This window comes from Streptomyces sp. TLI_105 (assembly GCF_900105415.1).
Taxonomy (GTDB): domain Bacteria; phylum Actinomycetota; class Actinomycetes; order Streptomycetales; family Streptomycetaceae; genus Streptomyces.
In genome coordinates this window covers 494,329-520,185 of sequence record NZ_FNSM01000001.1, presented here as the reverse complement: position 1 = coordinate 520,185, position 25,857 = coordinate 494,329, and the positions used below count along the sequence as shown (strand labels likewise).

The window sequence follows — 25,857 nt, the reverse complement described above, 5'->3', positions numbered from 1 at the left end:
CGGTCGGCGGGTGGCCTCCCCCTGGATATAACGCTCGTCATAGCCTAGCGTGCCCCTCGCTTATAACGATCGTCATAACGGGATGACGTCGACCGAGCGAGGAGGAGCCATGCACGTGATCCCACCGCACGTCCTCACCGGGGGTCCGACCGAACGGAACCGCGCCGCCGGGACGGAAGGACGGCGGGCCGATGCGTGAGCTGACCTACGTCGCGCGCCGCACCGTCGAGTGGCGCGAGGCCCCCGACCCCGCGTGCGCTCCGCCGGCGAGGCGATCGTCGCGCCCGTGGCCGCAACCTCCTGCGACGTGGACTCCTCCGTACTCGCCGGGCACGGGTTCTTGGATCCGCCGTTCGCCCTCGGCCACGAGTGCGTGGCCCGGGTCACCGACATCGGCGACGGCGTCACCGGCGTCGTCCCCGGCGACCTGGTCGTCGTGCCCTGGTCCATCAGCTGCGGCACCTGCGGCCCCTGCCGGGACGGGCTGACGGCACACTGCACCTCGGTCCCGCACATGGCCATGTACGGCGCGCCGCTCGGCGGCACCTGGGGCGGACTCTTCTCGGACCTCGTCCACGTCCCGTACGCGGACGCCATGCTGGTCCCGCTGCCGCCCGGCCTCGACCCGGTCGCCATGGCCTCGGCCAGTGACAACTGGTCCCTGTCCTGGCGCCTCGTCGCCCCGCACCTCAAGGCCCGGCCCGGAGCGAGGGTGCTCGTCGTCGCGCGCGGCAGCATCGGCCTGTACGTGTGCGACATCGCCCGTGCCCTCGGGGCCTTTGACGTCCTGTACGTCGACCCCGACCCCCCGCACCGCCGGATCGCCGAAGGCTACGGCGCCCGGACCGCCGAGACGCTCGAACCCGTCCGGCACGGCTTCGACCTCGCCGTCGAGGCCACCGGCCGGGTCGACCAGCTCGCCCTCGTCCTCGGCTCGCTCGCCCCCGAGGGCGTCTGCGAGTCCGCGGGCAACCACTTCCGCCCCGGCGAGCTGCCGCTCCTCGACACGTACCTCACCGGCGTCACCCTGCGCATCGCCCGCGACAACGTCCGCGCCCACATCCCCGACGCGCTCGCCCTCGCCGGCTCCGGCGCCGTCGACCCCGCCCGGGTCGTCTCCGACGTCCTCGACTGGGAGCTGCTCCCCGAGGCACTGCCCGAGAGGCACCTCAAGCCCGTCTTCGTCCGCGACGCGAGCTGAGCGCCCGCCGCTCCCGGTCCGGAGCGGGCGGTCAGGGCGGCGCGGGGCCGGTCGCGGTGTCGGTGGTGCGCAGAAGGCGCAGGAAGGCCTTCAGGCCGGTGATGATCTCCTCGTTGTCGGTGAGGCGGTTCACCGTCGCCTCGAACTCCCGGGCCAGCGCGGCGATCCGCCGGTCGGTCTCCTCGGCGCGGTCGTGCGCCGAGAGACCGACCGCGTCGACCGTACGGCGCAGCTCGGCGAGGGCCCGGTACTGCTCCTCCGCCTTGCCGTCGAGCACCGTCGCACCGTTCTCGAGCGCGGCGACCCGCTCGCGCAGCGCCACCACGTCGTCGCGCGGGTACGTCACCTCCCGGAGCAGCAGGCCGAGCCGGCGCCGCAGCTGCCCGAAGTACGCGCCGGCCGGCCGGAAGACCGTACTGACGAGGAAGAACCCGGCACACCAGTAGCCCGCCGCACGGCCGGTCGCGGCGGCCACGGCGAGCGCCGCGCCGGCCGTCGCCACGTGCCCGGCGACGGCGAGCCGCAGCATCACCCGCGCGATGCGCCGCGCCTCGGCGTCCCGCTCCCCGGAGACGACGAGGCCCTTCTCCCGGCTGACCGCGATCTCCGCGAGCACCGCGTGGGCCCGGAAGTACAGGTTCCACGGCGCCGTGAGGAGCAGCAGGAGCCAGAGCAGCCCGAGGACGCCCGCGCCCACGGCCAGCACCGTCCCCGGCGGCGCCCCCACCGCGTACGCCAGCACCAGCGCCCCCACCGCGAGTCCCGCGGCCACGAACGCGCCCACGACCTTGCTCATGCGGCCCCCCTCCGAACCGGTCCACCCGCCTGCCGTCATGCTCCCGCCGGGACCGGATTCCGGCATGAGTACCGCTACTCAGATCGAGGCTGGCGGGGCGTCGCCGGGAGTGGGACGATTTGTACGAAGCGACTACGGGCCCGCGTCGGCGCATCGGCTTCCGGCGGGGTCTTCCGTCGAACGAAGAAGGCGACATGCCTGTCATCACCGAAACCATCGACATCTCCCGCAAGCCCGCGGAGGTCTTCTCCTACGTGACCGACCCGACGCATCTGCCCGAGTGGCAGGAGAGCGCGGTCTCGGTCCACAAGATCGGCGACGACCCCTTGGCGGTCGGCTCCAAGGTCGCCGTCACCCGGCGCCTCGGCAAGCGGGAGTTCACCTCGACCATGCAGGTCATCGAGTGGGAGCCGCCGAGGCACTGGCACGTGCACGGCATCGACGGCCCCGTACGCGGCGACGTGCAGGGCACCATCGAGCCGCTGGACGACGGCGAGCACTGCCGTCTGACGCTCTCCCTCGACTTCGAGGGGCACGGCGTCGGAAAGGCCCTGGTCCCCCTCGTCGTCCGCCCGCAGGTGCGAAGGGAGATGCCGAGGGACGAACTGACCCTCAAGGGCATCCTGGAGAGCGGCACGACCGGCTGACGGCGGGGGACGTCACTCCGGGGACACCGGCCGCTCGAAGAAGGTCTCCAGGGACACCGTCGCCTGCGTGCCGCTCACGCCCTCGATCGCGTACAACCGGCGCAGCACGTCCTGGAGTTGCACCGTGGTCGCGGTGCGCACCTTCACCAGGACCGAGGCGCTCCCGGCGATGACGTGCGCCTCCTGGATCTCGGGGATCGCGGCGAACGCCGCCGCCGAGTCCCCGATCCAGGCGGACGAGTCGACCATGACGAAGGCGAGCACGTCCTGTCCGAGCGCGGCGGGATCGACGTCCACGGTGGTGCGGCGGATGACGCCGCGCTCCCGCAGCTTCCGCACCCGCTCGTGCGCGGCGCCGGCCGACAGACCGACCGCCTTGCCCAGCACCGCGTACGCCTGCGTGGCGTCCCGCTGCAGCTCCGCGAGCAGCGCCCGGTCGATGGCGTCCAGGGTCCCCTCCGTCATTCCCGGCTCCCCTCCGTCGTTCCCATGCCGGAAACATACGTCAGTAGTGACTGTTCATCGCCGTGCGGACCTCGGCGAGGGTCGCGTCGGCGATCGACCGGGCCCGCTCGTTGCCCTCGCGCAGGACCCGGCGGAGGTACGCGCGGTCCCGTGCGTACTCGGCGCGGCGGGAGCGGATCGGCGCCAGGTACTCGTTGACCGACTCCGTCACGGTCCGCTTCAGCGCGGCGGCGCCCGCGGAGCCGATGTCGGCGGCGACCTCCTCCGGGGTGCGGTCCTGGCAGAGGGCCGCGAGCAGCAGGAGGGACGACACCTCGGGGCGGCCTGCCGGGTCGTAGGAGATGTGACGCTCGGAGTCGGTCTTCGCGCCCTTGACCAGCCGGGCCGTCTCGTCGGCCGTGGCGGCCAGGGCGATGGCGTTGCCCCGGCTCTTGCTCATCTTGGTGCCGTCCGTGCCGAGCAGCAGCGGGGCGTCCGACAGCAGGGCGTCGGGCTCGGGGAAGACGGCGCCGTAGCGGTCGTTGAACCGGCGGGCGACGGTCCGGGTGATCTCCAGGTGCGGCAGCTGGTCCTGGCCGACGGGGACGAGGTTCGCCTTGCAGAACAGGATGTCGGCGGCCTGGTGGACGGGATAGGTGAACATCAGGCCGCTGACGGCGGACTGCCGGGAGTGGGCGATCTCGTCCTTGACGGTGGGGTTGCGGTTCAGCTCCGCCACCGACACCAGGCTGAGGAAGGGCAGCAGCAGCTGGTTCAGGGCGGGGACGGCGCTGTGGGTGAAGACCGTGCTGCGCTCAGGGTCCACACCGATCGCGAGGTGGTCGAGCACCAGCTCCTCGACGTGCTCGGTGAGGTTGTCCGCCACGTCGCGGTCGGTCAGGACCTGGTAGTCCGCGATGATCACGCACAGCTCCACCCCCAGGTCCTGGAGCCGGACCCGGTTGTGCAGGGTGCCGAAGTAGTGCCCCAGGTGCAGCCGCCCGGTGGGGCGGTCGCCGGTCAGGACGCGGAAGCGCCCCGGGTTTTCGCGGATCTGCCGCTCCAGGACCGCGCTGCGGGTCCGCGCGGCGGTCGTGCCCAGGGCGTCGTCGGTGGCGGGGGCGGTGGGGGCGAGGATGGTCATGGCGTCTCCTGGTGTGGGTCGGTGGCGCCGTCGGGACGACAGGACCCATGAGCCGGGAAACGCAAAAGGGCCGTTCGTCCGAACGGCCCGGTCGTGCGCGAGTAGTGGCCGCTCCTAGGAGGAGCGCCACCAGCTGAGGCACGACGACAGATGCATGGAGCCAGCATAGCGCCCCGCGGCCGGGACCACGGGGCGTTTCGAGCAGGACCCGCCGGGAGCCGTCAGGACAGCAGGACCGGGAGGTCGAAGAGGTCGTTCTGGGTGACGACCGGCTTGTTGCGGAGCTCCTCGCGCGGCACCGCGAGGCGCAGCTCCGGGAAGCGCCCGTACAGGGCGGGGAGCGCCACCGACGCCTCCAGGCGGGAGAGCGCCGCGCCCGGGCACACGTGCGGGCCGTGACCGAAGGAGATGTGCCGGTTCGGCGTCCGCGTCACGTCGAACTCGCCCGCCGTCGGACCGTGCTGCTCCTCGTCCCGGCCGATCGCGCCGAACGACACGATCAGCGCCTCGCCCTCGGGCAGGATCCGGTCACCGACCTCGATGTCCTCGGTGGCGAAGCGGATCAGCACGTGCGAGGTGGGCGTCGACCAGCGCAGGGTCTCCTCGATCACGTTCTCCCACGGCACCTCGCCCTTGAGCACCAGGGCCCGCTGCTCCGGGTGGGTCTCCAGGGCGACCACGGCGTTCACGATCAGGCTGATCGTCGTCTCGTGCCCGGCCGCCACCATCAGCTGGAGGGTGTTGGTGATCTCCTCCGTGGTCAGCCGGTCACCGCCCTCCGACGCCTCGATCAGTGCGCTCGTCAGGTCGTCACCCGGATTCTCCGTCTTGCCCGCCACGATCCCCGCGAACAGCGTGCCCAGGTCCGCCATCATCTGCGGCACCTCCTCGGGCGGCGTCTGCGTCGAGAAGAACTTGTCGAACAGCGCCTTCATCCGCGGGTGGTCGGCCGGGTCGACCCCCATCAGCTCGCCCACCACGTTCATCGGCAGCGGGTACGCGAACTCCGCCTTCAGGTCCACGACCTCGCCGGACGGCCGCTCGGCCAGCCGGTCGAGCATCCCCTCGGTGAGGGACTCGATGCCCGCCCGCAGCCGCTCCACCCGACGCGCCGTCAGCGCCTGCGCGACCAGCGAGCGCAGCCGGCGGTGCTCCTCGCCGTCGACGGTCAGCATCGACCGGCCGGGGTTCGCGAGACCGATCAGCGGCCAGTCCAGGGGTATCTCGCCGCGCTGCCACGCCCCCCAGACGTCGATGTCCTTGACGAGACGGGCGTCGGTGAGCAGCTTGCGCGCCTCGGCGTGCCGGGTGACGGCCCAGCAGGGCACCCCGCCGGGCAGGACGACACGGGCCAGCGGACCGGCGGCGCGCAGCCGGGCGCTCTCGCCGTCGAGGTCGGTGACGAACGGGTCGAGGGCGATCGCATCGGTGCCGGACGCGGCGGTGTGGTCGTACGGGCAGCTCATCCGAGGGCTCCAAGGGCGGGGGTCGGGGTGTACGTCACGGGGAGCGCGGTCAGACCGCGCAGCCAGGGGGAGGGGCGGCGGGCGAGGGCGCCCTCGGCGACCGCGAGGTCCACGTCCGGCAGCCGGTCGAGCAGCACCTCGATCCCCGTCCGGGCGATCGTCTCGGCGACCTCCTGCGCGGGGAACGGGCAGCGGTGCTCGCCGTGACCGAAGGAGAGGTGGGCGTTGTTGCCACCGGTGAACGCGCCGGAGTCGGTGCGCACGTGCGGATCGGAGTTGGCCGCGGCCAGGCCGAGCAGCAGCAGGTCGCCGCGGCCGATCCGCCGCCCGCCGAGGTGGGTGTCGCGCGAGGCCCACCGCCCGGCGACGTTCTGCGTCGGGGTGTCCTCCCACAGGACCTCGTTCATCGCCTCGCCGACGCTGTGCCGGCCGCCGGCGAGCGAGGCCGCGAACCGGTCGTCGGTGAGCATCAGGCGCAGCGAGTTGCCGATCCAGTCGGCGGTCGGCTGGTGGCCCGCGGCCATCATTACCATGAGGTCCTGGGCGACCTCCTCGACGGTGAACCCGGCGGTGTTGGCGAGCATCCGGGAGGCGACGTCGTCCCCCGGCGTCTCGGCCTTGGCGGCGAGCAGCGCGAACATCGACTCGGCCAGGTGACGCTGGCCCTCCAGCGCGCCCTCCTGACCGTTGATCATGTCGTTCATGGCGGTGACGAGCGCAGGGCCCTGCTCGTCGGCGAAGCCGTAGCAGCTGGCGAGGACCCGCACCGGCAGGAGCATCGCGTACTCGGCGATGATGTCGCAGGAGCCCTTGCCGCACAGCCCGTCGATGAGCTCGTCGGCGAAGCGCTCGGCCCGCTCCCGCAGGACGAACGGGTCGATCGCCTCCAGGGCGTCGGAGACGACCCCGGCCCGCTCGCGGTGCCGCTCGCCGACCGTGTAGAGGATGGACGGCTGCTTGCGGCCGATCATCGGCAGCAGCGGCCAGTCCGCCGGGATGGCGTCCCACTGGTTCCACAGCTCGGAGTCGCGGGAGAAGAGCACCGGGTCGCTGGTGACCTGGTGCAGCTCGCGGTAGCCGAGGACCAGCCAGGCGGGCACGTCCCCGTCGAGCAGGACCGGGGCGACGGCCCCGTGCTCGCGTCGTATCTGCCGGTACAGCTCGGTGGGGTCGGTCTGGAACCGGGGGCCGCTCAGCGGGACCGGCTGGGGCTCGGGGAGGGTCACGGGGTGGGCTCCGGGATCGGGTGGGGGGTCGGTCGCGAGGCCGCGACGACGGTCCGCAGGTGTTCCACGAGCGAGATCAGCACCTGCTTGCTGGACTCGCGCGACCGGGCGTCGCAGAAGACCAGCGGCACCTCGTCGGCGAGGTCGAGGGCCTCGCGGATCTGGGCGGGGGTGTGGGCGGGGCCGCCGAAGTCGTTGCAGGCGACGACGAACGGCGTGCCGTGGTGCTCCAGGCGGTCGATCGCGTACCAGGAGTCGGCAAGGCGCCGCGTGTCGACGAGGACGACCGCGCCGAGCGTCCCGGAGAACAGCCGGTCCCACAGGAACCAGAAGCGCTCCTGGCCGGGCGCCCCGAACAGGTAGAGGACGTTGTGCGCGTCGAGCGAGATCCGGCCGAAGTCGAAGGCGACGGTGGTGGCCGTCTTCGCGGCGACGCCGACGGTGTCGTCGACGCCCTCGCCGGCCTGGGTCATGGTCTCCTCGGTGTTCAGCGGACGGATCTCGCTGACCGAGCGGACCAGGGTGGTCTTGCCGACTCCGAAACCGCCGACGACGACGATCTTCAGTCCGTTGTCGGCGGTGCTGTGCAGGGTCCGGCGCTGTTCAGAGGTTACGGAGTCCAACGAGCACCTGCTCCAGGATGTCGTGATCGGGAAGGCGGTACGAGGCGCGGGGGTGCCGTGCGCTGATCCGGCCGGTGTCGTGAAGATCGGCGAGGAGGATCCGCGTGATCGACACCGGCAGACCGAGCCCCGCCGCCACCTCCACCACCGCCGTGGGGAAGCGGCACATGCGCAGGATCGCGGCGTGCTCGGACTGCATGCCGGCGACCGGATCGCTCTCGGAGACCACGAGCGTCACCAGGTCGAAGGCGTCGGACCCGGCGCGGCTGCGACCGCCGGTCAGGGTGTAGAGCCGGTCGGGAGAGTCGTCCCGGCCCGGCCTGCCGCGGCTCATCCCCGGGGCCTCGCGACCAGGTACTCGCCCAACTGCTCCACCAGCTCGGACATGTTGTGGCCCACCAGCCCGGCGTCGGCGTCCTCGTCGGCGACCAGCGCGAGGTGGGCGCCCTCGCCCGCCTCCACGATGAACAGGATGCCGCCGTAGAACTCGGCCATCGCGGAGCGGACCCCGCCCGTGCCGTCGCCGAACTCCACGGAGGCACCGTGCGACAGGCTCTGGATGCCGGCGGCGATCGCGGCGAGCTGGTCGGCCTGGTCGACGGAGAGCTCGGGGGTACGGCAGAGCTTGAGGCCGTCACGGGAGAGCACCAGGGCGTGACGGGTGCCCGGGGTGCGTTCCAGCAGGCCCTCCAGGAGCCAGCTGAGCTTCTCGTCGGTGGTGGTGCCGGTCATGACGGGGTGCCTTCCGGGTGCGGGGAGTTCGAGGACGGCGGCGGGGTCCGCGGTGCGGACGGCCGGCCGTCGGCGGGATCGGACGGTACGACGGGGGTGGCCTCGGTGGGAGTGGCCTCGGCGGCGGTGCCGCGGACCGCCTGGCGGAAGGTGCCGAAGCGCGTGGCCGCGCCGGCCGCGGCGCCGGTGCGCGGGCCCGCCGCGCGCGGCTTCACGGCGGCCTCCGGCCCCTCGGGGTGGGCGGCGGCCATCGCGCGGCCGCGACGGCGACGGGGCAGACCGCTCTCGCCGAACCGGGGGTGCTCGCCGGTGCTTTCGGCCGGGCTGTCGTGCGTGGCCTCGGGCTCGACGGCCACGGCGGGGGCCGCGTCGGCCGGCGTCTCCGGGGGGACCGGCGCCGACAGTCCGCGGCCCGTCACGGGCGGCAGGACGGCGGCGGGCGCGGCCGGCGGCTCGACGGGCGCGTGGCTGATCAGGTCCTGGGGCAGCATCAGCAGGGCGCCGGTGCCGCCGCGCGCCGAGGGACGGAACGACACGGTCAGACCGTGCTTCCGGGCCAGCCGGCCGACGACCGCCAGGCCGAGACGGGTGCCGGAGAGACCGGCCAGGTCCTGCGCCGTCGAGCCGACCGCGGCCTCCGCGCGGCGCAGCTGCACGTCGCTCATCACCAGCCCGCTGTCCTCGACCGCGATGATGACCCCGGCCGGGACCTCCTCCACGTAGACGTGGACCTCGGCGGTGGGCGGCGAGAAGTTCGCCGCGTTGTCCATCAGTTCGGCCAGGGCGTGCATGACGCCCTCGGCCGCGTGCCCGGCGACGGCCGCGTCGCTGCTGGAGTGCAGCCGCACCCGCTGGTAGCCGCCGATCCGTCCCATGGCGCCGCGGAGGATCGACTCCATGACGATGGGGCGGGCCCAGCGACGGCCGGACCGGGCGCCGGTCAGCACGGCGACGGAGTCGGCAAGCCGCCCGGCCTGCGCGGTGCGGTGGTCGAGGTGGAGCAGGTCGGCCAGGACGTCCTCGTCGGCGTGCCGGTGCTCCATCTCCCGCAGGTCGGCGAGCATGCTCGTGGCGAGGGCCTGCATGCGGCCGGCCGCGTTGGCCGCGGCGGCCATGGCGGCGGACCGGCCGGACTCGGCGCGGCGCAGCTCGGCTTCGAGCCGCCGCACCTCGGCGGCCCGGTCCGCGGTCAGTTCGGCGGTCCGGGCGGTGTGGGCGCGGATCAGCTCCTCGGTCCGCGCCCGGTGGGCCGCCTCCGAGGCGGCGGCCTCCGTCTCGTACCGCTCCTTCGACGCCGCCGCCTCGTGCGCGAAGTCGGCCGCGTGCCGGGCGGCCCGGGCCTCCTGGCCGGCGAGTTCGGCGGTGAGGGCCTCGACCCGCCGGCTCAGGGAGCGGGAGGTCCGCCCGTACCAGGTGACCGCGAAGGCGGCGGCCGCGAGGAGCAGGACGCCGCCGCCGGCGAACCAGCCGAGTGCGGGACGGATCCCGGCCGGCGCCGCGGCGGTCGCCGCGACGGCGAGCGCACCACCCACGGCGGCTGTCAGCAACGAGGCGAGCAGGGCAGGGCGGAAGGGGGTGGACGGCGCCGACATCAACCAGACTCTCGAGAACAGGCACGCGGGGTGGGGAGTCGTAACGACGGCACTATAGATCCGATCTTGATCGGTTCGGAACCTCCCTTGATCGGATCGGTATTCAGGTCACGGAATACGTCATCAAAAGCGATCAGCTCGACGACGCCGAGGGAGCCGCGTTGCGCCACACCGTCAGATCGAGCGTCATGTAGGTGCTCGGCGAGTCCTCCGGGGAGAAGGCCTTGACGGTGAGCAGACCGAGATGGCCCGTACCCGTCGTGATGCAGACCTGACGGCCCGGCGACAGTTTGTTCACATAGATGTTCTGGGTGAACCGGGTCTCCGCGCGGCACGCTTCGAGGGAGCCCTCCTGGCCCGGGTCGAGCAGGACCAGATTGCCGCCGCTGCTCTCGGCGTCGAGGTAGCCGCCCGTGTCGTAGGAGAGTTCGTAGTTGTTGTCCTCCCCGTCCTGCGGGCGCACGTTCTCGTCCCCGAGGGTCAGGTGGTAGCCGGCCGTGAGGTCGATGTCCTTGTACGTGGCCGCCTGCGGGGCCGGCGCCGTCGAGGGCTTCGGGGCCGAACTCCCGCTCCCCGTCCCCGTTCCCGTTCCCGTCCCGGTCCCCGTGCCCCCGGAGCTCCCCGTGCTCGCCGAACCCTTCCCGCCCGGCTTCTCCCCGGCGTTCGAGGACGCCTGCCCGTCCTTGTCCTTCAGCACGACGTAGGCGGTCGCGCCGCCCGCGACGGCGAAGGCGAGGACGGCGGCCAGGGCGATGACGAGACCGCGCCCGCCGCCCTTCTTCCGCTGTTGGGGCGGCTGCGGCGGCTGGTGGCCCGTCGGCCCCGGCCCGCCCGGCCAGGGCTGCTGCGGGTACGTGGGAGCACCGGGGCCCTGCGTCGGCGCGTACGCGTAGGCGGGCGCCGGAGCGGCGGCCACCGGGCCCGTCGGAGCGACCGGGCCCGACGGGACGCCGGAGACGGTGCTCGGCGGCGGGCCGTAACCGGGCGGCGGGGTCGACGGCGCGGAGGGCACGGCCGGCGCCGTCGGCGAGTACGCCACCGGCGGTGCGGACGGCGCGGACGGCGCGACGGTCGGCGGCGGGGGCGTCTGCGGGGGAGCGGGCGCCGCCGCCCGGGCCGTGATCTCGGCGGAGACCGCGCCCGGCAGCCAGTCCTCGGGCCGGCGCAGCACCGTCGCCGCGTTCGCGGCCTGGCAGAGCCGGATGATCTCGGAGAGCGTCGGCCGGGCCTCGGGTTCCTTCGCGAGGCAGCGCGTGACCAGTTCGGTGAGCCGCTCCGGCACGCCGCTCAGGTCCGGCTCCTCGTGCACGATCCGGTACAGCACCCCGTGCCCGGTCCCCTCCCCGAAGGCCGGGACGCCCGTCGCCGCGTACGCCGCGACCTGACCGAGCGCGAACACGTCCGTGGCCGGGGTGACCGGCCGGCCCGCCGCCTGCTCGGGCGCCATGAACGACGGCGTCCCTATGGTGACCCCACTGCCCGTCAGGGAGGTCGCGTCGGCGGCGTACGCGATGCCGAAGTCGATGACGCGGGGCCCGTCGGCGGCGAGCAGCACGTTCGACGGCTTCAGGTCACGGTGCACGATGCCCGCGCCGTGGATGACGTGCAGGGCCTCGGCCATGCCCGCCACGAGCAGCAGCACCGTCTCCACGGGCAGCGCGCCGTGCGCCACGACCGCGTCGGCGAGCGACGGCCCCGGCACGTACGCGGTGGCCAGCCAGGGCTGCGCGCCCTCGGGGTCCGCGTCGATGACGGGCGCGGTGAACAGCCCCTGGACGCGCTGCGCCGAGCGCACCTCCTGGGCGAACCGGCGGCGGAACTCCGCGTCCTCGCCGAACTCGGGACGGATCAGCTTGATCGCCACCGGCCGGCCGCCGGGCGTGTACGACAGGTACACCTTGCCCATGCCGCCGGCGCCGAGCCGGGCCGCGAGCCGATACCCGGCGACCGTCGTCGGGTCGTCCGCCGCCAGCGGCTGGAACACTTCGGAACCGCCCCGACCCGCTTGCTGACCGCCCATGAACCCATGTCTCCCCACGCAGAACACCGTTTTCCGGAGGGCACCCTACCGGTGGGACACGCCTTCGGCCGCGTCCGTGGTGACCTCCGCGTCCGTCAGCCCGGCGCGCTCCGCGAGCGCACCGCCCTGGAAGCGGCTCTCCGCGCCCAACTCCTCAAGGAGGTCGGCGATGTGACGGCGACAGGTCCGCAGCGACATCCCCATGCGCCGGGCGATCACCTCGTCCTTCGCGCCCTCGGCGAGCAGCCCCACGAGCGCCCGCCGCAGACTGGGGCCGACCTCCTTGTACGCCGCCTCGCTGGTGCCCCGGAAGGGGACCGCCCCGGACCAGTGCTGCTCGAACACCCGGCAGAGGTACGCCACCACGTCGGGGTCCCGGACGAGGACCGCCCCCTCGCCCGTGCCGCCGTCGGCGCGCCGGGGCAGGAAGGCCACGGTCCGGTCGAAGACCACGGCCCGGTCGGGGAGTTCGGCCGCGGTGCGGTACTCGGCACCGGCCTCGGTGAGCCGCTCCACGTACCCCTGGGTGGACAGGCTGGTCCGCGCCGAGTGCTGGTACAGCGTGCGCATCCGCACGCCCCGGCGGAGCATCGCCAGGTCCCGCTCGACGGCGTCCCCGAGTCGGTGCGCGGCCCGTCCGCCGCCCGGCTGGATGCTGAACACCTCCTCCCGGCAGCGCGCCGACTCCTCGGTCAGCATCGCGGAGGCGGACGCCATGTCGGGCAGCACGTCGAGGCCCTCCCGGCGCCCCTGTTCGTGCCGGGCGGCGCGGTAGCGCGGCATCAGGGAGTGCAGGTCGTCACGGAGCGACTGGGCGTGCGCGGCGGCCCGCGCGAGCTCCGCCTCCAGCGGCCCGACCACCTCCGCCGCGGCGGCGTCCGGGTTCACCGGGATCAGCTCCTCGGGGCGGCCGGGTGCCGGTCGCAGAAGACGGAGCCGCTCCAGGGTGCGGCAGGCCGCCTCGACCTCGTCCCGGCTCAGGCCGAGGGCCGGAAGCCCGTCACGAAGTCCGTCCGGAAGCCCGTCCGACGGACGGTTCGGGAGGCTGCCGCGCTCCAGTACGTACGCGAAGACGGCGACGGCCCCGGCGTCCAGTCGAGGCATTCCGTCCACATCCACCCCAGTAGTCACACGTTTCCCCCGTGATGCGGCCCTGCTACTTCCGTGCCATGCAGGGTATTGCCAGGTCATGGCGCTGGACCAAGCGGGCTCGCCGGGATGAACTGGGGGTGTCCGGCCGAGGGAAACCCCATCAGGCCGACATACGGCGTGAACCCGCCAGACACGGAGCTTCCCGCCCGCCCTCTTCTCTCCCGAACCAGGAGCCGCACCATGTCCGTTGTCGTCCGCTTCCTCCTCCTCGCCGTCCTGCTCGCCGGCGGAGTCACCGCCGCCACGGCCGACGACGCACCGGAGACGACGACGCGGACGGTCGCCGGGAGCCCCATGGACACCAGCTGGGGCGACGAGTACGACCGGCCCGTGCAGTAGGAACCGCCCGGACCCCCTGCTCGTCACCCATGCGAAACGCGAGGACGAAGAGCGTGTCGTCACCCACCGCGCATTCCCCGTCCGGTCCCGGCCCCCGGCGGCCGCGCGCCGAAAGCCCCGCCGACCGGGCCCTGTTGCCCGACCTCGTGCGCGCCGTGATCGCCCGGCACGCGCCCGAGCCGACAGGACCGGCGCGGGCGGACTGGAGCGTCGAACCCGGTGAGTTCTGGTGCCACGTCGTGCCCGGCGGCGCCGTCGGACGGGCCCAGGGCTGGAAGCTCCACGTCCCGGCCACCCCGCTCTCGGCGCCCCTGGTCCTCACCCGGTCCGCCGAGGTCCTCGTGGCCCATCGCGCCGCCTTCAAGTTCGCCGGCAGCCCGGCCGGGGTCGCCGCGCTGGTGTCCGGTCGCTTCGCGCGCGGCGGGAGCGGCAAGTTCCTGACCGTGTACCCGGCCGACGACGAGCAGCTGCGACGGCTCGCCGAGGAACTCCACCGGGCCACCGAGGGGCTGCCGGGCCCCGCCGTGCTCTCCGACCGGCGCTACCGCCCCGGCAGCCAGGTCTTCTACCGGTACGGCGTCTTCAAGGGCGTCCGGGAACTGACGGCCGACGGCTCCTTCGCCGCCCGCCTCACCGACCCCGACGGCCGGCCGGTCGCCGACGAGCGCAACGCCTGGTTCAGCCCGCCCGCCTGGGCCGGCGACCCGTTCCCCGACCGCCCCGTCGCACCCGCCCGCAGCACGGCCACCGCCAAGCCCGTCCTGCTCGGCGACCGCTTCCTCGTACGGGGAGCGATCCAGCACTCCAACAAGGGAGGGGTCTTCCGGGCCGAGGACACCCGCACCGGCGCGCAGGTCGTCGTCAAGCAGGCACGGCCCCACGTGGGGGCCGGACTCGAAGGCCTGGACGTCCGGGACCTGTTGCGCCGCGAGGCCGCGCTGCTCGAACGGTTCGGGCGGGCGCACCCCGACAGGGTCCCCGGCCTCGTCGAGGTGTTCGAGCAGCAGGGCAGTGTCTTCCTGGCCACCGAATCGATCCCGGGGGCGACGCTGCGGCGCACCGTCGCCGAGCACCTGGCGCGGCACGGCGACGCCTGCCCCGACGACCGCACGGCCGACTCCCGGGTCCGGCAGCTCGTCGAACTCGTCGCCACCGCCCACGAACTGGGCGTCACCCTGCACGACTTCAACCCCAACAACGTCATGGTCACCCCCGACGGCCGGCTCGTCCTCATCGACCTGGAGATGGCCGCCCGGGAAGGGGAGCGGTGGGTGCTCGGTGCCACCCCCGGCTACACCGCCCCCGAGCTGCGCGCCCTCGACCAGGTGGCCCCCGCCCTGCCGCCGGGCGTCGACCTGTACGCCCTCGGCGCCACCGTCCTGCACACCCTGAGCGGCGCCGACCCGGTCTTCGCGGAGGACCTCCCGCGGGAGGCCGCCCGGCCGGACGAGCGACGCCTCGCGGACCTCGTGGACCTCCTGGCCCGCGACCACGCACGCGTACGACGCTTCTCGCCGCTGGTCCTGGGCCTGACACGGGACGTACCCGAAGACCGCTGGACGCTCGACCGGGCACGGGAGTTCCTGGACGGAAGCGGGGCGGGAGCGACGGCGCGACCGACCGCCGGTCCGCCGCCGGGAGCACGCCCGGACGCGGCGGCCACGCGCGCGCGTCTCCTGCACGACGGCATCGCCCACCTGCTGGCCACGATGCGCCCCCACGACCCCGAACGGCTGTGGGCCTCGGACTCGTTCGGCGAGACCTGCGACCCGGTGGCCCTGCAGCACGGCTCGGCAGGCGGCGTCGCCCTGCTCGCCCGGGCCCTCGGCCACTGGGACACAGGGCTCCGCCTCCCGGAGACCGCCGCCGGGCCGGCCGTGACCCGCGAGGCGCTCGCCGAGGGCCTCCGCTCCGCCGCCCGCTGGACCGCGGAGCGGCAGGAGACGCTGCCGAACGACCCGCCGGGGCTGCACTTCGGCCGCTCGGGCACCGCCTGGGCGCTGCTCGACGCCGCGCGGGCCCTGGGCGACCCCGCCCTGGCGGACCGGGCCGTCGCACTCGCCCTCGGTCTGCCGGTCCGCGGGCCCAACCCGGACGTCTGTCACGGCGTGGCCGGCTCGGGCCTGGCCCAGCTGCACTTCTGGCGCACCACCGGAGACCCGCGGTTCCTGGACCGCGCCGCCGAGGCCGCGAACGGACTGCTCGACGCGGCGCGGCGCACCCCGGAGGGGGTCTTCTGGCCGGTGCCGGAGGACTTCGGTTCCGCGCTCGCCGGCGCCTGGCACTACGGCTTCGCGCACGGCGTGGCCGGGGTCGGCACCTTCCTCCTGCTCGCGGCACAGGCCACCGGGGACGAACGGTTCCTCGCCGCGGCCACCGAGGCGGGGGCCACCCTCGCGGCCGCCGCCCGCGGCGGACCGGCGGGCGCGCTCTGGCCCGTCGACCGGGCCCGCCACCTCTCCGACTCGCCGGAGCTCGCCCGGCACTGGTGCAGCGGCTCCTCCGGCGTCGGCACCTTCCTGGTCCGGCTCTGGGCGGCGACCGGCGAGTCCGACAAGGCCGTACGCGACCTGGTGGACGGCGCTGCCCGTGCCGTCCGGGCGGGCCGGGTGACCGACTCGCCGGCCACCTGCCACGGCCTCGCGGGCAACGCCGAGTTCCTCCTCGACGCCGCCGTGCGCACGGGCGACGAGAGCCACCGCGCCGCCGCCGAACTCCTCGTCGAGCACCTGGCCGCACAGGCCGTGCTGCGCGACGGGCGACTCCTGGTGCCCGACGAGAACCGCAGGACCGTCCTCGCCGAGTACGCCACCGGCCTCGCCGGGAGCCTGTCCCTGCTGCTGCGCATGCGGTGCGGAGGCCCGCGCGCCTGGCTGCCCGAGGACGGGCCGGCCCACCCCTGAGTGTCCGGCGGCCCCAGGCCGCCGGCGTACCACCGAGATATCCGCATCATTCGAAGGAGACCGTCATGACCGAGTACGACATCGACGCCCTGCAGGTCCTGCCGGAGGAGGTCCGCACCGAGGACGCCCGTGGCGAGGAGCACGCCGCCGCGCTGATCACCGCCTGCCGCTGGCTCACGAGCGGCTGCTGACCGACTCCGCGCGGGGGAGGGGGCCGGCGCCCCGGCCGGCCCCCTCCCTCCCGGAAGCACGACCGTAGACTCGAAGCATGACCAGGCTGACGGGCAGGGCCCTGCGGGTGACGGTCTTCGTGGGGGAGACCGACCTGTGGCACCACAAGCCGCTCTACACCCAGATCGTCGGCCGGGCCCGCGAGGCGGGTCTCGCGGGCGCGAGCGTCTTCCGCGGCATCGAGGGCTTCGGGGCCTCCTCGCTGATCCACACCCAGCGACTGCTCTCGCTGAGCGAGGACCTCCCCGTCGCCGTGGTCATCGTCGACACCGAGGAGAAGATCCGCGCCTTCCTGCCCCAGCTCGACGAACTGGTCGACGAGGGCCTGGTGATCCTCGACGACTGCGAGGTCATCCGCTACGTCGGCCGCGAGAAGGCCGTCTGAGGGACCGGCGGATCCGGGCCTACGATGGCCCGATGCGCGAGCCCACCCCGGAGCCGTACTGGAACACCAACGTCGCCCGGCACGCCGGCATCCTGCGAGCCGTTCCCGAGGGCTGCGGCGAGGCCCTCGACGTCGGCTGCGGCGACGGACTGCTCGGGCGGAAGCTCGCCGGCCGGGCGCGGCGCGTCACCGGCATCGATCTGTCTCCGCACATGATCGCCCGAGCTCGCCGGGCCGCCGGAGGACACCCTGGACTCGTCTTCGTGGAAGGCGACTTCCTGACGGCCGAACTGCCCGTCTCGGGCTACGACTTCATCTGCTCGGTGACCACCGTCCACCACATGGACTTCGGTGCGGCCCTCACCCGCATGCGTGAACTGCTGCGGCCCGGCGGTACGTTGGTGGTCGTCGGCCTCGCCCGTGACGCGAGCGTCACGGAGCGGGTGGCCAGGATCGGCGCCGCACCGATCGTCCGGATCACCAAGCTGCTGCGCGGCGCACGCGACCCGGAGGACATGCCGGTCGCCGAGCCGGAGATGAGCTACGGGCAAGTGCGCGCCGAGGCGCGACGGCTGCTCCCCGGCGTGCGCTACCGCCGGCACCTGCTCCGCCGGTACTCCCTGACCTGGGAGAAGCCGCTCACGAGGGCATGATCGCCGAGAGCCCCTTGCGGAGGTCCTCCGGGTTCATCACCGGTGAGTAGTGGACCTTGGCGCCCATCTCCATGAAGAAGGGCTCCGAGATCTTCGGCAGCCGGGAAGGGTCCTCCAGGTCGAAGAAGAAGTACCCGGTCCGACAGCCGTCCTCGACGGTGAAGTACGCGGCCTCGGGGTGGAGTTCCTCGAGTGCGCCCTCCACGGTCTTGAGCAGGTTGCCCTGCTTGATGGCCTCGTTGGAGGTCGCGGTGTCCATCTGAACCTTCAACAACATGCGCATGGCACGGCCTTTCCCGACCGGGCGGGCGCTCCCTTCGGGCGCCCGGGCCCCCGGACGCGCTCAGTACCAGCGTCCCCCTTCCCCTCCGGGGGGACCACTCGGCAGGAGTGGCGGTCACCCCGGGCCCAGGTACCGCACGGTCGTTCCGCCGGCGTGCGGGGCCAGGAGGTCCTGGAGTTCGGTCGCGGCGGCCTTCAGGAGGTGGCCGTCCCGCCCGGCGCTGAGGGTCTCCAGGACGAAGGTGACGCGGGTGGAGTCCTCGGTGACGCGGGTGCGGTGGGCGTCGCGGTGGTTCCAGTGGCGGGTCAGGACGCCGGTGGTGTCGGCGTAGACGATCTCCCCGGGCCTGGGGTTCTCGACGGTGTCCGGTTCGCCGAGCGGGGTGAAGGTCTCGGTGCCGTCGGCGGGACGGATCGAGACCTCACCGGTGACGTGGTCCAGGTCGAAGGCGCCGGCGGGCAGGCCGTGGCGCACGGAGACGACGTTGTACGAGTCGACGGCGGGGTTGATGCGCGGCAGGGCGCCCCTCTTCGCGAGGCGGCGGCCGAGCGCGTCGACGCTGGGGCGGACGCGTCGCGGGTTGGTGCCGAAGGACCGGTAGGCGGTGTGCCAGTCCTCGATGCGGGGGTCGGCCTCGTCGGCGGGGAGCCAGGTGCCGTCGGCGAGCCGCCGCTCCAGTTCGGCCAGGGCGGCCGTGGTCCGGGGCCAGGGCTCGCGGCCCCGCAGGCCGGTGGCGGTGACCAGGGCAATGAGGGTGTCGGGGAAGGACTCCGCGACGGCGGGGGCGAGGTGGAAGGTGGTCACGGGGGAGGTTCCGTTCGTGCGGGTGGACGAGAGGGGGCCGGTCAGGTCAGCGCCAGGAGGCTGACGGCCACCGCCGCCGTCCCCAGGCCGAGGAGCTGACCGCGGTGGACGCGCTCGGCGAGCACGCCACGGGCGAGCAGGACGGTGCCCGCCGGGTAGAGGGCGGTGATCACGGCGACGACGGCGAGGTCCCCGCCGCGGGCGGCGAGCAGGAAGAGCAGGTTCGCCACCGAGTCCAGCACGCCCGCGGCCGCCGACAGGGCGTACGCGGGCCGCTCGGAGCCCAGCCTGCGGTACAGCACCGCCGCCGCCGCGAGGGTCACGGCCGAGGAGACCGCACGGCCCACGATCAGCGGTGCCACCCCGCTGCCCGAGGGCGCCTGGTGCAGGAAGACCAGCTGGAGGGCGATCGCGGCGCCCGCGCCCAGGGCCAGCAGCAGCGCCGTACGGGACGGGCGCGCCGTACCGGAGCCGTGTCCGGCGCTGACCAGGACCACCGCCACCAGGGCGAGCGGCAGTCCGACCAGACCGGCCGCGCCGAGGCGCTCGCCCTGGAGGAGGCCCACGCCGACGGGCAGCATGGCGGACACGAGCGCGGTCACGGGCGAGAGGACGTTCATCGGCCCGATCGCCAGGGTCCGGTAGAGCAGCGCGAAGGCGGCGGCGGAGGCGACACCGGACGCGGCGCCCCAGCCCAGGGTGCCGGCGTCGAACGAGGCGCCGAGGAAGGGCCAGAGCAGCAGCTCCACCGCGAGGGAGGCCGGGGCGGCGATCAGCACGGTCCGCAGCACATGGGCCTTGCGGGCGCCGAGGCCGCCGAGGAAGTCGGCGCATCCGTAGGCGAGGGAGCTGCCCAGGGCCAGTAGCAGAGCGATCACGGTACATCCCTTACTATCTCAGTGGAACGACCAGACCGTACAACGGACCGACCGGGTTGTGTCAACCAAACGACCGGGCGGTACATTCCACTGCTTCACCCCCCACTGCTCCACACCCCCTGTCCACTCGCGAGAACGGTGATCGGATGGCCGAGACAGAGGCAGCCCTGCGGACCCTCGCCCGCAACGTGAGGACGGCCCGCAACCGCGCCGGCCTCTCCCTGGACGAACTCGGCAGACGCGCCCAGGTCAGCAAAGGTGCCCTGGTGGGCCTGGAGAAGGCCCAGGGCAACCCGAACTTCGCCACCCTCGTCCGGCTCGCCGACACCCTCGGCGTCTCCGTCTCCGCGCTCCTCGAAGGTCCGGCCGAAGGTCGCGTCCGGGTCGTGACCGCCGACGCCGTCGCGCCGCTCTGGACCGGAAGGCTGGGCAGCGAGGCCCGGCTCATGCTCACGACCTCGGGCCCGGCGCCGGTCGAGGTCTGGCGCTGGACGCTGGAACCGGGCGAGGAGTACCCCAGCCATCCCCACCGGGCCGGGGTCGTGGAGACCGTCAGCGTCACCGCCGGCCGGATGACCCTGGTCGTCGACGGCACGGAACACGCCGTCGAAGCCGGGCAGACCGCCACCTTCGACGGCGACGCCACCCACACCTACCGCGGCGCGGGAGAGGTGACCTGCCACCTGATCATGACCGTCCACCTGCCACCCGGCCCGGCCGCCTGATCTCTCTCGGGCGTCCCGCCCGACGCGGGACCGCCCTCACCGCTCCCGGGCGAGGAAGGCGGGGCGCAGGGACGTGTCCACCGGGTCGTAGTACCGGTGGAAGACCGGGGTCGTGGAGCCGGACACGGGCGGGACGATCCAGCTCCAGTCGGCGGGAGTGGGCCTGCCGTGCCGGCTCTCCCGCGCGATGTGCCGCAGGAACCGCTCGGACTCGGTGTGGTGGTCCGCCATCGTCACCCCGGCCTCCTGGAAGGAGTGCAGCACCGCCACGTTGAGCTCCACGAGCGCCCGGTCCCGCCACAGCGTGCGCTCCGAGGAGCGGTCGAGGCCCATCCGGTCGGCGACCACCGGCAGGAGGTCGTAGCGCTCGGCGTCGGCGAGGTTGCGGGCGCCTATCTCCGTCCCCATGTACCAGCCGTTGAACGGCGCCGCCGGATAGCGCACCCCGCCGATCTCCAGCGTCATGTCGCTGATCGCCGGCACCGCGTACCAACGCAGCCCCAGCTCCGCCAGCCACGCGTGGTCCGGATGCCGGAGCGGCACCTCCAGGACGGAATCCTCCGGCAGCTCGTACCACTCCGGTCGCGCGCCCGGACGCTCCTCCACCATCAACGGAAGCACCTGGAAGGCCTCTTCGTCGTGCTTCCACCCCAGCTCGCGGGCGCGGGCGGTCGGCGAAGCGCCGCGCGGGTCGCCGATCCAGCGGCCCTCGGGGGTGCTGTGCCCGGCATAGCGCACCAGTTGGTCGTTGACGATCCGCGGCGCGGGACGCCCCGGCCGGTCGGGCGCGAACACCGAGACCACCGGGCGGATCCGGCCGCCGTTCCCGGCGGTCCGCAGGTGCTCGAAGCAGGCGGCGGCGATGCCGTCGGCCGAGGTGACGTGCCGGAGGTCGCGCACCACGAGGCTGCGCCAGTAGAGCCTGCCGATGCAGCGGGCCGCGTTGCGCCACGCGACACGGGCGCCGAAGGAGAGTTCGGCCGGAGTGTGCTCGTACGTGCCGGTCCGGTCGATCTCGACCAGCACCTCGCGGACCCGGCGCTCCAGGTCCCCGGCGTCGGGCTGCTCGTGATGGAACTGCCGGACGAAACTCTCCGCCTCCCGACGGTCCGTCACATGCGGTACGGGCACGTACGGTTGGTGCTGCGGCGCGTCGGACGGCGACGCGGGCGTGAACGGACAGGCGCTGACAGCGGCGGCCTTGCGGCGGCGACCCAGACTGAAGACCAAGGTGTTCCCTCCTGCCCCCATGACTACCGCACGCTTTCGCGCGGTTATGGAGAGTGGGGGGATTTCGGGAGGGAAAGGGCGCCGGGCTGGTAGGGTGCCCGGCGCCGAGATCCCAAGACCTCCCGGAAGGGGTCGCCGACCTTCGGGGCGCCGGTGCCGCGGTACACCAGCCGCTCCGCCAGCACCTGGCCGTCGGCGCGACGCAGGGTGAGCCGGTGGTTCTTGCCCCCGGTGGAGGCGGCGCTGTCGTCGGTCACGACGACGCTCTCCCGGACGCCGTACCGCTCCAGCGCCAGCTCGGGCGGATACTGCACGGCGCCGACCAGCACCAACAGCGCCGGCAGGGCGGCGAGGAGCACCAGCCAGACACCCCGGTGCACCACGTGCAGCAGGATCCCGAACAACAGGAAGAGCACCACCCCGAGGCCGATGGCGATCCAGTCCGCGCTCGGAAGGAGGTACGAGACGGCGGTGACGGCGCCGGCCGACGCCCAGAGGCACAGCGTCAGGGCGGCGGTACGGAGGAGCCCCGCGACCGGCATGGCCGAGGGGCGCACCCGCGTGGGCGGGGCGGTGGGGACACCGGTGGTCACCGGCTCAGATCCCCCCGACCTTGGCCGTCGCCGAGAGCTCGTACACCAGCGTGACCGTTCGTCGGCCGCCGGGCGGCAGGGTGACGTCCCAGCGCACGATGCCCTCGGCGTCGACCGTGTCCGGGGCGGGGGAGCAGGCCTCCTTGCGCAGGCGCACCTCCACCGCCGAGACCTCGGAGACGGGGATCCGCTCGCGGAGGACGACCACCCGGTCGCCCCGCTCCCCGGGCGGCGAGAACCGGGACAGGTGCAGCCGGACCGTGCGGGTGATCACGGTCCGCTGGGTGAGGCCCGTGGTGTCGCGGGACTCCTCGGCGTGCCGGACCACCCGGTGGTCGTCACGGCTGCCGAAGGCGAGCTCGACGGCGGCGCCGGGAGCCGTGAAGTCCAGCGCGCCGCGGCCGGTGAATCCGCTGCCCCGGACGAGGTCCACGGGGCCGGCGAGCAGCGCGTGGCCGGACAGGTTGTCGAACCGCACCACCTGTGTGACCAGCGGGGAAAGCTCGGGCGAGCAGGCGTACTCGCTGCCGGCGGCCGTCGTGAACGCCGAGAGCGGCACCCGGTGGGCGCGGCCGTCGCCCGGCACGGAGACGGGCGCGGGGGAGTGCAGCACCCGCGCCTCGCCGCCGTCGTCCACGCCCGGCAAACCGAGCACCGGGGCCGGACCGAGCGTCGAGATCTCCTCCTCGCGCACCTCGACGTCGATCGTGCGGCGCTCCGCCGGCGCCCGGTCCTTGAGCGTCAGCCGGTCCTCGACCAGCCGTGGCGGATCGCCGGCCAGGGCCGACCTCGCGGTCGACAGCGTCAGCCGCACGTCCGACCAGTCCTCGCCGGTGCGCTGCCAGACCACCGCGTCGGTCTCCAGCGTCAGGGACTCCCCGTCGAGCACGGCCCGGTAGGCCGGCCGCCACAGCGCGCACGGGGTGAGGTGGCTCAGCCGCAGCCGTGCGGCCCCCGGGGCCGTGGCCTCCACGGTCAGCTCGACATGGGCGACGAGCTCGGCCGGCTCCTCCTCGGTGAGCTCCATGGTCCGGCGGACCTCGGAGAGTTCGGCGCGGAGGGCGGTCAGGCGCGCCTCCGCGGCGCGGAGCTCCTCGCCGTACGTGTCGCGCTCGGCGTCCACCCGGTCCAGTTCACGGCTCCAGCGGGGCCCTTCGGACTCCCCGGAACCGGCGCCCTCGCCGATCTCCCGCAGCAGGTCGGCGGCGAGTCGGCCCAGCAGGTCGAGGCGGGCCCGCAGCCGGTCGCGGCGCTGCTCCACGGAGCGGCGCTCCTCTTCGAGGGCGTGGGCCCGGTGGCGGAGCGCGGAGTCGCCCTCGGCGGGCGGCACCGGTCCGCGCGGCGTCCAGTCGCGGACGAGCCGCACGTCGAGGACGGTGGCCGGGTGTCCGGAGGTCAACTCGGCGTGCAGGGTGCGGTCGACGGCGAGCGCGCTCACCGGCCCGAGGCGCAGGCGCTGGACGCCGGCCTCCAGGTCGAGGACGGCGGTGCGCTCGACGTGCGCGCGGTCCTCCAGACAGGTGACGGCGGTGACGGGAAGGGCGATCGGCTCGGTTTCCGTGGACATGGTGTGTGTCAGCTCCTGCGGTTGCCGTCGACCAGGGCCTTGCCGGCCGGTATGCGGATCTCGTAGCCGCCGTCGAGCACGGCGGTGCCGCCGGCGGGCAGCTCCACTCGCCAGACGCGGGTGCCCGGGGCGTGGCGCTCCGGTGCGGCGCCGTCCTCGGGCGCCGTCCAGTCGGCGCGTTCCTCGATGCGGACGTCCGGCTCGGAGGAGACCGGCACCCGCTCGTGGACCTCGACGGTGACCGGCCCCGCGAGGCGGTTGGCCAGCTCCACGTGGACGCGGTGGTCGAGCACGGTCACGTTGTTCCGCAGGCCCGCCGTCGACTCCTTCAGATGGGTGCGGCGGGTGACGCGGACGCCCTCGGCGGGACCGAGGCCCAGCCGGCGGACACCGCCGGGCGCGAGCGTGGGCAGCGCGGCGGTCAGCAGGAAGTCGTCGTCGACGGTGACCTCCACCGGGCCGGCGAGCAGCGCCTGATCGGTGGCGTTCGAGACCGCGAGCGTCGCGTACACCGTCTGCTCCACGGACGGCACGCACAGGTGCTCGGTGCGCAGACCGACCGGGATCTCGCCGACGGTGACGGTGTGCCAGGTGCCGTCCGAGGGGACGTCGGCGCGGGCGGCCGCGTCGAAGCGGTGGTCGAACGAGCCCGCCGACTCCCGGGGGCGCACGGCGTGCTCGGGCAGCGGCAGCGCGGCGACCGCCTCGGCGCGGCGGCGGTACTCGGCCGCCACCGCGTCGGAGGAGGAGCCGGGGAACAGCCGGCCGCGGCGACCGCCCGGCTCCTCGGGGCCGGACAGCACCAGGGCGGCGTAGTCGAGTTCGGCGCCGCTCGGCTGCGGCGGACCCACCGGCGGCGGTGGCGGTGCCGCCGCGCCCGGAGCCCGGGGCGCGGGGGCTCCGACGAAGGCCGCGCCACCGGCACGCGGCCGGCCGCCCGGCGGCTGCGGGGCCGCAGGCGGTGCCATGCCGAAGGCCTCCGGAGCGGAGCCGTACGCGCCACCGGGCTGCGGTGGCCCGGCGAACGCCGGGGGCGGAACCGGCGCCGGTGCCGGTACGGAGGTGGGCATCGCCACGGGAACGGCCACGGCGCCCCCGGCCGCGGAGCCCGGCGCACCGCCGCCCATCGCGAAGCCGCCGCGGGAAGGCGCCGGGCCCGCCGCCTCGTACCCGGTGAACAGGTCGGCGAGCCCCGCCGGGGGCTCGCGCCAGCCGGACGGCGCGGGTGCGGGCTGGCGGCGTCCGATCCGGATCGAGCGGAGCGCCGGCAGGTCGGTGCGGCGCCCCAGGTCGGCCGTGGCCAGGGCGAGACGCACCCCGGTCCAGTCCTCGCCGGTGCGCTGCGCGACCGAGGCGCGCAGCACCAGCCGGCCGCTGCCGTCGCCCTGACGATGGGTGAGGCGGTACGTCGGCACCCAGACGGCACCCGGCACGCCGTACTCCAGCTCCAGCTCCACCTCCTCCGCCTCCTCGGCGCCGTGGAGGGCCAGCACGGCGCAGACGGAGGTCTCGACATGACCCGACGACGCGGCGGTGGAGGCACGGTCGAGCCTGTCGCAGGCCACTTCGAGCTCGTGCTCGGCGATCCGGAGCGCCTCGTCCAGCTCGACGAGCCGGGCGTGGAGCCCCGCCAGCCGCTCGTCGACGAAGTCGGCCAGCTCCAGCCACGCGTCGACCGGGGTGCGGCGGTGCGGGTCCTCGCGCTTGCGGCCGGGCGGGACCGGGCGCAGACCGCCGACCTCCTCGATCAGGGCCCGCTGCCGGTCGCGACGCGCCTCCGCCGCCGCGCGTGCCTCGTGCAGCCGGTCGACCTCGCGCCGCAGGCCGTCGGGAACGCCGCCGGCGCCCGGCTCCGCCTCGACCTCCACCCGCGCCTCGGTGACCCGCGCCCCCGAGGCGCCCAGCACCCGGGCCCGCAGCGAACCCGGGTCCAGCGCGCGCGGCAGCCCCGTCACCCGCACCCGGCCGTCCGGGGGCACGACGCCCCGGGCCAGGCGCCGGCAGAGCGCGCCCCGCGCGTACACCACGACCGAGTCGAGGCTCGACCCCCACCTCGGTACCGTACCGACCGTCATGCGGCCCCCCTCTGCCCCGTCCGTGTCGAGGGAAGCCTACGCCGGACCGGTTCGGTGGTTCCGGGGCGCCGAGGACACCACAGGGCCGGGACCTTGTCCCAGGGGCGCCGGCGGCTGCAAGATCTTCTTCGTGAGGGTCTCGGGTGGG

Annotated in this window: 25 protein-coding genes and 1 pseudogene; 8 read left to right on the top strand and 18 right to left on the bottom strand. The window is 74.2% G+C overall.

Features of this window, described 5'->3' with window-relative positions; translation table 11 throughout:
* Positions 1 to 191 precede the first annotated feature (191 nt).
* Positions 192 to 1,201: pseudogene (locus tag BLW86_RS02550) on the top strand (zinc-binding dehydrogenase).
* Between the two features lie 31 nt (positions 1,202 to 1,232).
* Here BLW86_RS02550 and BLW86_RS02545 read toward each other — a convergent pair.
* Positions 1,233 to 1,997 (bottom strand): hypothetical protein, encoded by a 765-nt coding sequence (locus BLW86_RS02545; RefSeq protein ID WP_093872481.1) that lies wholly within the window; start codon positions 1,995 to 1,997, stop codon positions 1,233 to 1,235.
* 194 nt (positions 1,998 to 2,191) lie between these two features.
* Here BLW86_RS02545 and BLW86_RS02540 point away from each other — a divergent pair, with 194 nt between their 5' ends.
* Entirely contained in the window at positions 2,192 to 2,644 is a 453-nt protein-coding gene (locus BLW86_RS02540) for an SRPBCC family protein (RefSeq protein ID WP_093872480.1), read from the top strand.
* A 12-nt stretch (positions 2,645 to 2,656) separates the two neighbouring features.
* Here BLW86_RS02540 and BLW86_RS02535 read toward each other — a convergent pair whose 3' ends face one another.
* From BLW86_RS02535 to BLW86_RS02490, 10 genes are all read right to left on the bottom strand, one after another.
* Positions 2,657 to 3,094: an Lrp/AsnC family transcriptional regulator gene (locus tag BLW86_RS02535; RefSeq protein WP_093878455.1), complete on the bottom strand. Its 438-nt coding sequence runs from the start codon at positions 3,092 to 3,094 to the stop codon at positions 2,657 to 2,659.
* Positions 3,095 to 3,149: 55 nt separating this feature from the next.
* Positions 3,150 to 4,232 (bottom strand): tryptophan--tRNA ligase, encoded by a 1,083-nt coding sequence (gene trpS / locus BLW86_RS02530; protein WP_093872479.1) that lies wholly within the window; start codon positions 4,230 to 4,232, stop codon positions 3,150 to 3,152.
* Positions 4,233 to 4,453: 221 nt separating this feature from the next.
* A complete protein-coding gene (locus BLW86_RS02525) occupies positions 4,454 to 5,698 on the bottom strand; it encodes a cytochrome P450 family protein (protein WP_093872478.1) in 1,245 nt (414 codons plus the stop codon).
* The gene (locus BLW86_RS02520) at positions 5,695 to 6,924 is read right to left on the bottom strand and encodes a cytochrome P450 (RefSeq protein WP_093872477.1); all 1,230 of its coding nucleotides are present in this window, start codon (positions 6,922 to 6,924) and stop codon (positions 5,695 to 5,697) included. Before BLW86_RS02520 ends, BLW86_RS02525 begins: the two co-directional genes overlap by 4 nt.
* Positions 6,921 to 7,547 carry a GTP-binding protein gene (locus BLW86_RS02515; protein ID WP_093872476.1) on the bottom strand — a complete coding sequence of 209 codons (627 nt, stop codon included), beginning with the start codon at positions 7,545 to 7,547 and terminating at the stop codon, positions 6,921 to 6,923. Before BLW86_RS02515 ends, BLW86_RS02520 begins: the two co-directional genes overlap by 4 nt.
* Positions 7,528 to 7,881, bottom strand: a complete 354-nt coding sequence (locus BLW86_RS02510; RefSeq protein WP_030690507.1) for a DUF742 domain-containing protein — start codon at positions 7,879 to 7,881, stop codon at positions 7,528 to 7,530. Before BLW86_RS02510 ends, BLW86_RS02515 begins: the two co-directional genes overlap by 20 nt.
* Positions 7,878 to 8,279 (bottom strand): roadblock/LC7 domain-containing protein, encoded by a 402-nt coding sequence (locus BLW86_RS02505; RefSeq protein WP_030690508.1) that lies wholly within the window; start codon positions 8,277 to 8,279, stop codon positions 7,878 to 7,880. The genes BLW86_RS02510 and BLW86_RS02505 overlap by 4 nt, the downstream gene beginning before the upstream one ends.
* Positions 8,276 to 9,871 (bottom strand): sensor histidine kinase, encoded by a 1,596-nt coding sequence (locus BLW86_RS02500; protein WP_093872475.1) that lies wholly within the window; start codon positions 9,869 to 9,871, stop codon positions 8,276 to 8,278. Before BLW86_RS02500 ends, BLW86_RS02505 begins: the two co-directional genes overlap by 4 nt.
* Before the next feature lie 133 nt (positions 9,872 to 10,004).
* Positions 10,005 to 11,891 (bottom strand): serine/threonine-protein kinase, encoded by a 1,887-nt coding sequence (locus tag BLW86_RS02495; RefSeq protein ID WP_093872474.1) that lies wholly within the window; start codon positions 11,889 to 11,891, stop codon positions 10,005 to 10,007.
* A 45-nt stretch (positions 11,892 to 11,936) separates the two neighbouring features.
* On the bottom strand, positions 11,937 to 12,995 hold the full coding sequence (locus tag BLW86_RS02490) for a DUF6879 family protein (RefSeq protein ID WP_093872473.1): 1,059 nt from the start codon (positions 12,993 to 12,995) through the stop codon (positions 11,937 to 11,939).
* A gap of 228 nt (positions 12,996 to 13,223) precedes the next feature.
* On the opposite strand from BLW86_RS02490, the gene BLW86_RS41835 reads away from it, so the two are divergent.
* The 5 genes from BLW86_RS41835 (at position 13,224) to BLW86_RS02475 (ending at position 17,554) form a co-directional block, all read left to right on the top strand.
* Complete coding sequence (locus BLW86_RS41835; protein ID WP_177181533.1) at positions 13,224 to 13,382, top strand: hypothetical protein; 159 nt, start codon at positions 13,224 to 13,226, stop codon at positions 13,380 to 13,382.
* Positions 13,383 to 13,435: 53 nt separating this feature from the next.
* A complete protein-coding gene (gene lanL / locus BLW86_RS02485; protein ID WP_177181532.1) occupies positions 13,436 to 16,285 on the top strand; it encodes a class IV lanthionine synthetase LanL in 2,850 nt (949 codons plus the stop codon).
* Positions 16,286 to 16,350: 65 nt separating this feature from the next.
* Positions 16,351 to 16,476 (top strand): hypothetical protein, encoded by a 126-nt coding sequence (locus BLW86_RS42865; protein WP_255325155.1) that lies wholly within the window; start codon positions 16,351 to 16,353, stop codon positions 16,474 to 16,476.
* Positions 16,477 to 16,553: 77 nt separating this feature from the next.
* Positions 16,554 to 16,901 carry a DUF190 domain-containing protein gene (locus BLW86_RS02480; RefSeq protein WP_093872471.1) on the top strand — a complete coding sequence of 116 codons (348 nt, stop codon included), beginning with the start codon at positions 16,554 to 16,556 and terminating at the stop codon, positions 16,899 to 16,901.
* 32 nt (positions 16,902 to 16,933) lie between these two features.
* Complete coding sequence (locus BLW86_RS02475; RefSeq protein ID WP_093872470.1) at positions 16,934 to 17,554, top strand: class I SAM-dependent methyltransferase; 621 nt, start codon at positions 16,934 to 16,936, stop codon at positions 17,552 to 17,554.
* On the opposite strand, the gene BLW86_RS02470 is transcribed toward BLW86_RS02475, so the two are convergent.
* The 3 genes from BLW86_RS02470 to BLW86_RS02460 all read right to left on the bottom strand — a co-directional run bounded on the left by BLW86_RS02470 (position 17,541) and on the right by BLW86_RS02460 (position 19,519).
* Positions 17,541 to 17,813: a hypothetical protein gene (locus BLW86_RS02470; protein ID WP_371129439.1), complete on the bottom strand. Its 273-nt coding sequence runs from the start codon at positions 17,811 to 17,813 to the stop codon at positions 17,541 to 17,543. The two genes, BLW86_RS02475 and BLW86_RS02470, sit on opposite strands and share 14 nt — an antisense overlap.
* A 138-nt stretch (positions 17,814 to 17,951) precedes the next feature.
* A complete protein-coding gene (locus BLW86_RS02465) occupies positions 17,952 to 18,641 on the bottom strand; it encodes a B3/B4 domain-containing protein (protein WP_093872468.1) in 690 nt (229 codons plus the stop codon).
* A gap of 41 nt (positions 18,642 to 18,682) precedes the next feature.
* Positions 18,683 to 19,519, bottom strand: a complete 837-nt coding sequence (locus BLW86_RS02460; RefSeq protein ID WP_093872467.1) for an EamA family transporter — start codon at positions 19,517 to 19,519, stop codon at positions 18,683 to 18,685.
* A 146-nt stretch (positions 19,520 to 19,665) separates the two neighbouring features.
* On the opposite strand from BLW86_RS02460, the gene BLW86_RS02455 reads away from it, so the two are divergent.
* Entirely contained in the window at positions 19,666 to 20,244 is a 579-nt protein-coding gene (locus BLW86_RS02455; RefSeq protein ID WP_093872466.1) for a helix-turn-helix domain-containing protein, read from the top strand.
* 36 nt (positions 20,245 to 20,280) lie between these two features.
* On the opposite strand, the gene BLW86_RS02450 is transcribed toward BLW86_RS02455, so the two are convergent.
* The 4 genes from BLW86_RS02450 to BLW86_RS02435 form a co-directional block, all read right to left on the bottom strand.
* Entirely contained in the window at positions 20,281 to 21,375 is a 1,095-nt protein-coding gene (locus BLW86_RS02450; protein ID WP_256341174.1) for a nitric oxide synthase oxygenase, read from the bottom strand.
* A 143-nt stretch (positions 21,376 to 21,518) separates the two neighbouring features.
* Positions 21,519 to 22,067: a hypothetical protein gene (locus tag BLW86_RS02445; protein WP_093872464.1), complete on the bottom strand. Its 549-nt coding sequence runs from the start codon at positions 22,065 to 22,067 to the stop codon at positions 21,519 to 21,521.
* A gap of 4 nt (positions 22,068 to 22,071) precedes the next feature.
* Positions 22,072 to 23,634 carry a mucoidy inhibitor MuiA family protein gene (locus BLW86_RS02440; protein WP_093872463.1) on the bottom strand — a complete coding sequence of 521 codons (1,563 nt, stop codon included), beginning with the start codon at positions 23,632 to 23,634 and terminating at the stop codon, positions 22,072 to 22,074.
* A gap of 8 nt (positions 23,635 to 23,642) precedes the next feature.
* Positions 23,643 to 25,709: a DUF4139 domain-containing protein gene (locus tag BLW86_RS02435; protein ID WP_093872462.1), complete on the bottom strand. Its 2,067-nt coding sequence runs from the start codon at positions 25,707 to 25,709 to the stop codon at positions 23,643 to 23,645.
* Between the last annotated feature and the right edge of the window lie 148 nt (positions 25,710 to 25,857).

Bases quoted from the DNA above. Each gene is read 5' to 3' on its own strand.
- BLW86_RS41835 (WP_177181533.1), top strand. From the start codon at position 13,224: ATGTCCGTTGTCGTCCGCTTCCTCCTCCTCGCCGTCCTGCTCGCCGGC.
- BLW86_RS02455 (WP_093872466.1), top strand. From the start codon at position 19,666: ATGGCCGAGACAGAGGCAGCCCTGCGGACCCTCGCCCGCAACGTGAGG.
- BLW86_RS02540 (WP_093872480.1), top strand. From the start codon at position 2,192: ATGCCTGTCATCACCGAAACCATCGACATCTCCCGCAAGCCCGCGGAG.
- BLW86_RS42865 (WP_255325155.1), top strand. From the start codon at position 16,351: ATGACCGAGTACGACATCGACGCCCTGCAGGTCCTGCCGGAGGAGGTC.
- BLW86_RS02500 (WP_093872475.1), bottom strand. From the start codon at position 9,871: ATGTCGGCGCCGTCCACCCCCTTCCGCCCTGCCCTGCTCGCCTCGTTG.
- BLW86_RS02475 (WP_093872470.1), top strand. From the start codon at position 16,934: ATGCGCGAGCCCACCCCGGAGCCGTACTGGAACACCAACGTCGCCCGG.
- BLW86_RS02480 (WP_093872471.1), top strand. From the start codon at position 16,554: ATGACCAGGCTGACGGGCAGGGCCCTGCGGGTGACGGTCTTCGTGGGG.
- BLW86_RS02435 (WP_093872462.1), bottom strand. From the start codon at position 25,709: ATGACGGTCGGTACGGTACCGAGGTGGGGGTCGAGCCTCGACTCGGTC.
- trpS (WP_093872479.1), bottom strand. From the start codon at position 4,232: ATGACCATCCTCGCCCCCACCGCCCCCGCCACCGACGACGCCCTGGGC.
- BLW86_RS02525 (WP_093872478.1), bottom strand. From the start codon at position 5,698: ATGAGCTGCCCGTACGACCACACCGCCGCGTCCGGCACCGATGCGATC.
- BLW86_RS02440 (WP_093872463.1), bottom strand. From the start codon at position 23,634: ATGTCCACGGAAACCGAGCCGATCGCCCTTCCCGTCACCGCCGTCACC.
- BLW86_RS02505 (WP_030690508.1), bottom strand. From the start codon at position 8,279: ATGACCGGCACCACCACCGACGAGAAGCTCAGCTGGCTCCTGGAGGGC.
- BLW86_RS02490 (WP_093872473.1), bottom strand. From the start codon at position 12,995: ATGCCTCGACTGGACGCCGGGGCCGTCGCCGTCTTCGCGTACGTACTG.
- BLW86_RS02545 (WP_093872481.1), bottom strand. From the start codon at position 1,997: ATGAGCAAGGTCGTGGGCGCGTTCGTGGCCGCGGGACTCGCGGTGGGG.
- BLW86_RS02510 (WP_030690507.1), bottom strand. From the start codon at position 7,881: ATGAGCCGCGGCAGGCCGGGCCGGGACGACTCTCCCGACCGGCTCTAC.
- BLW86_RS02495 (WP_093872474.1), bottom strand. From the start codon at position 11,891: ATGGGCGGTCAGCAAGCGGGTCGGGGCGGTTCCGAAGTGTTCCAGCCG.
- BLW86_RS02470 (WP_371129439.1), bottom strand. From the start codon at position 17,813: ATGGACACCGCGACCTCCAACGAGGCCATCAAGCAGGGCAACCTGCTC.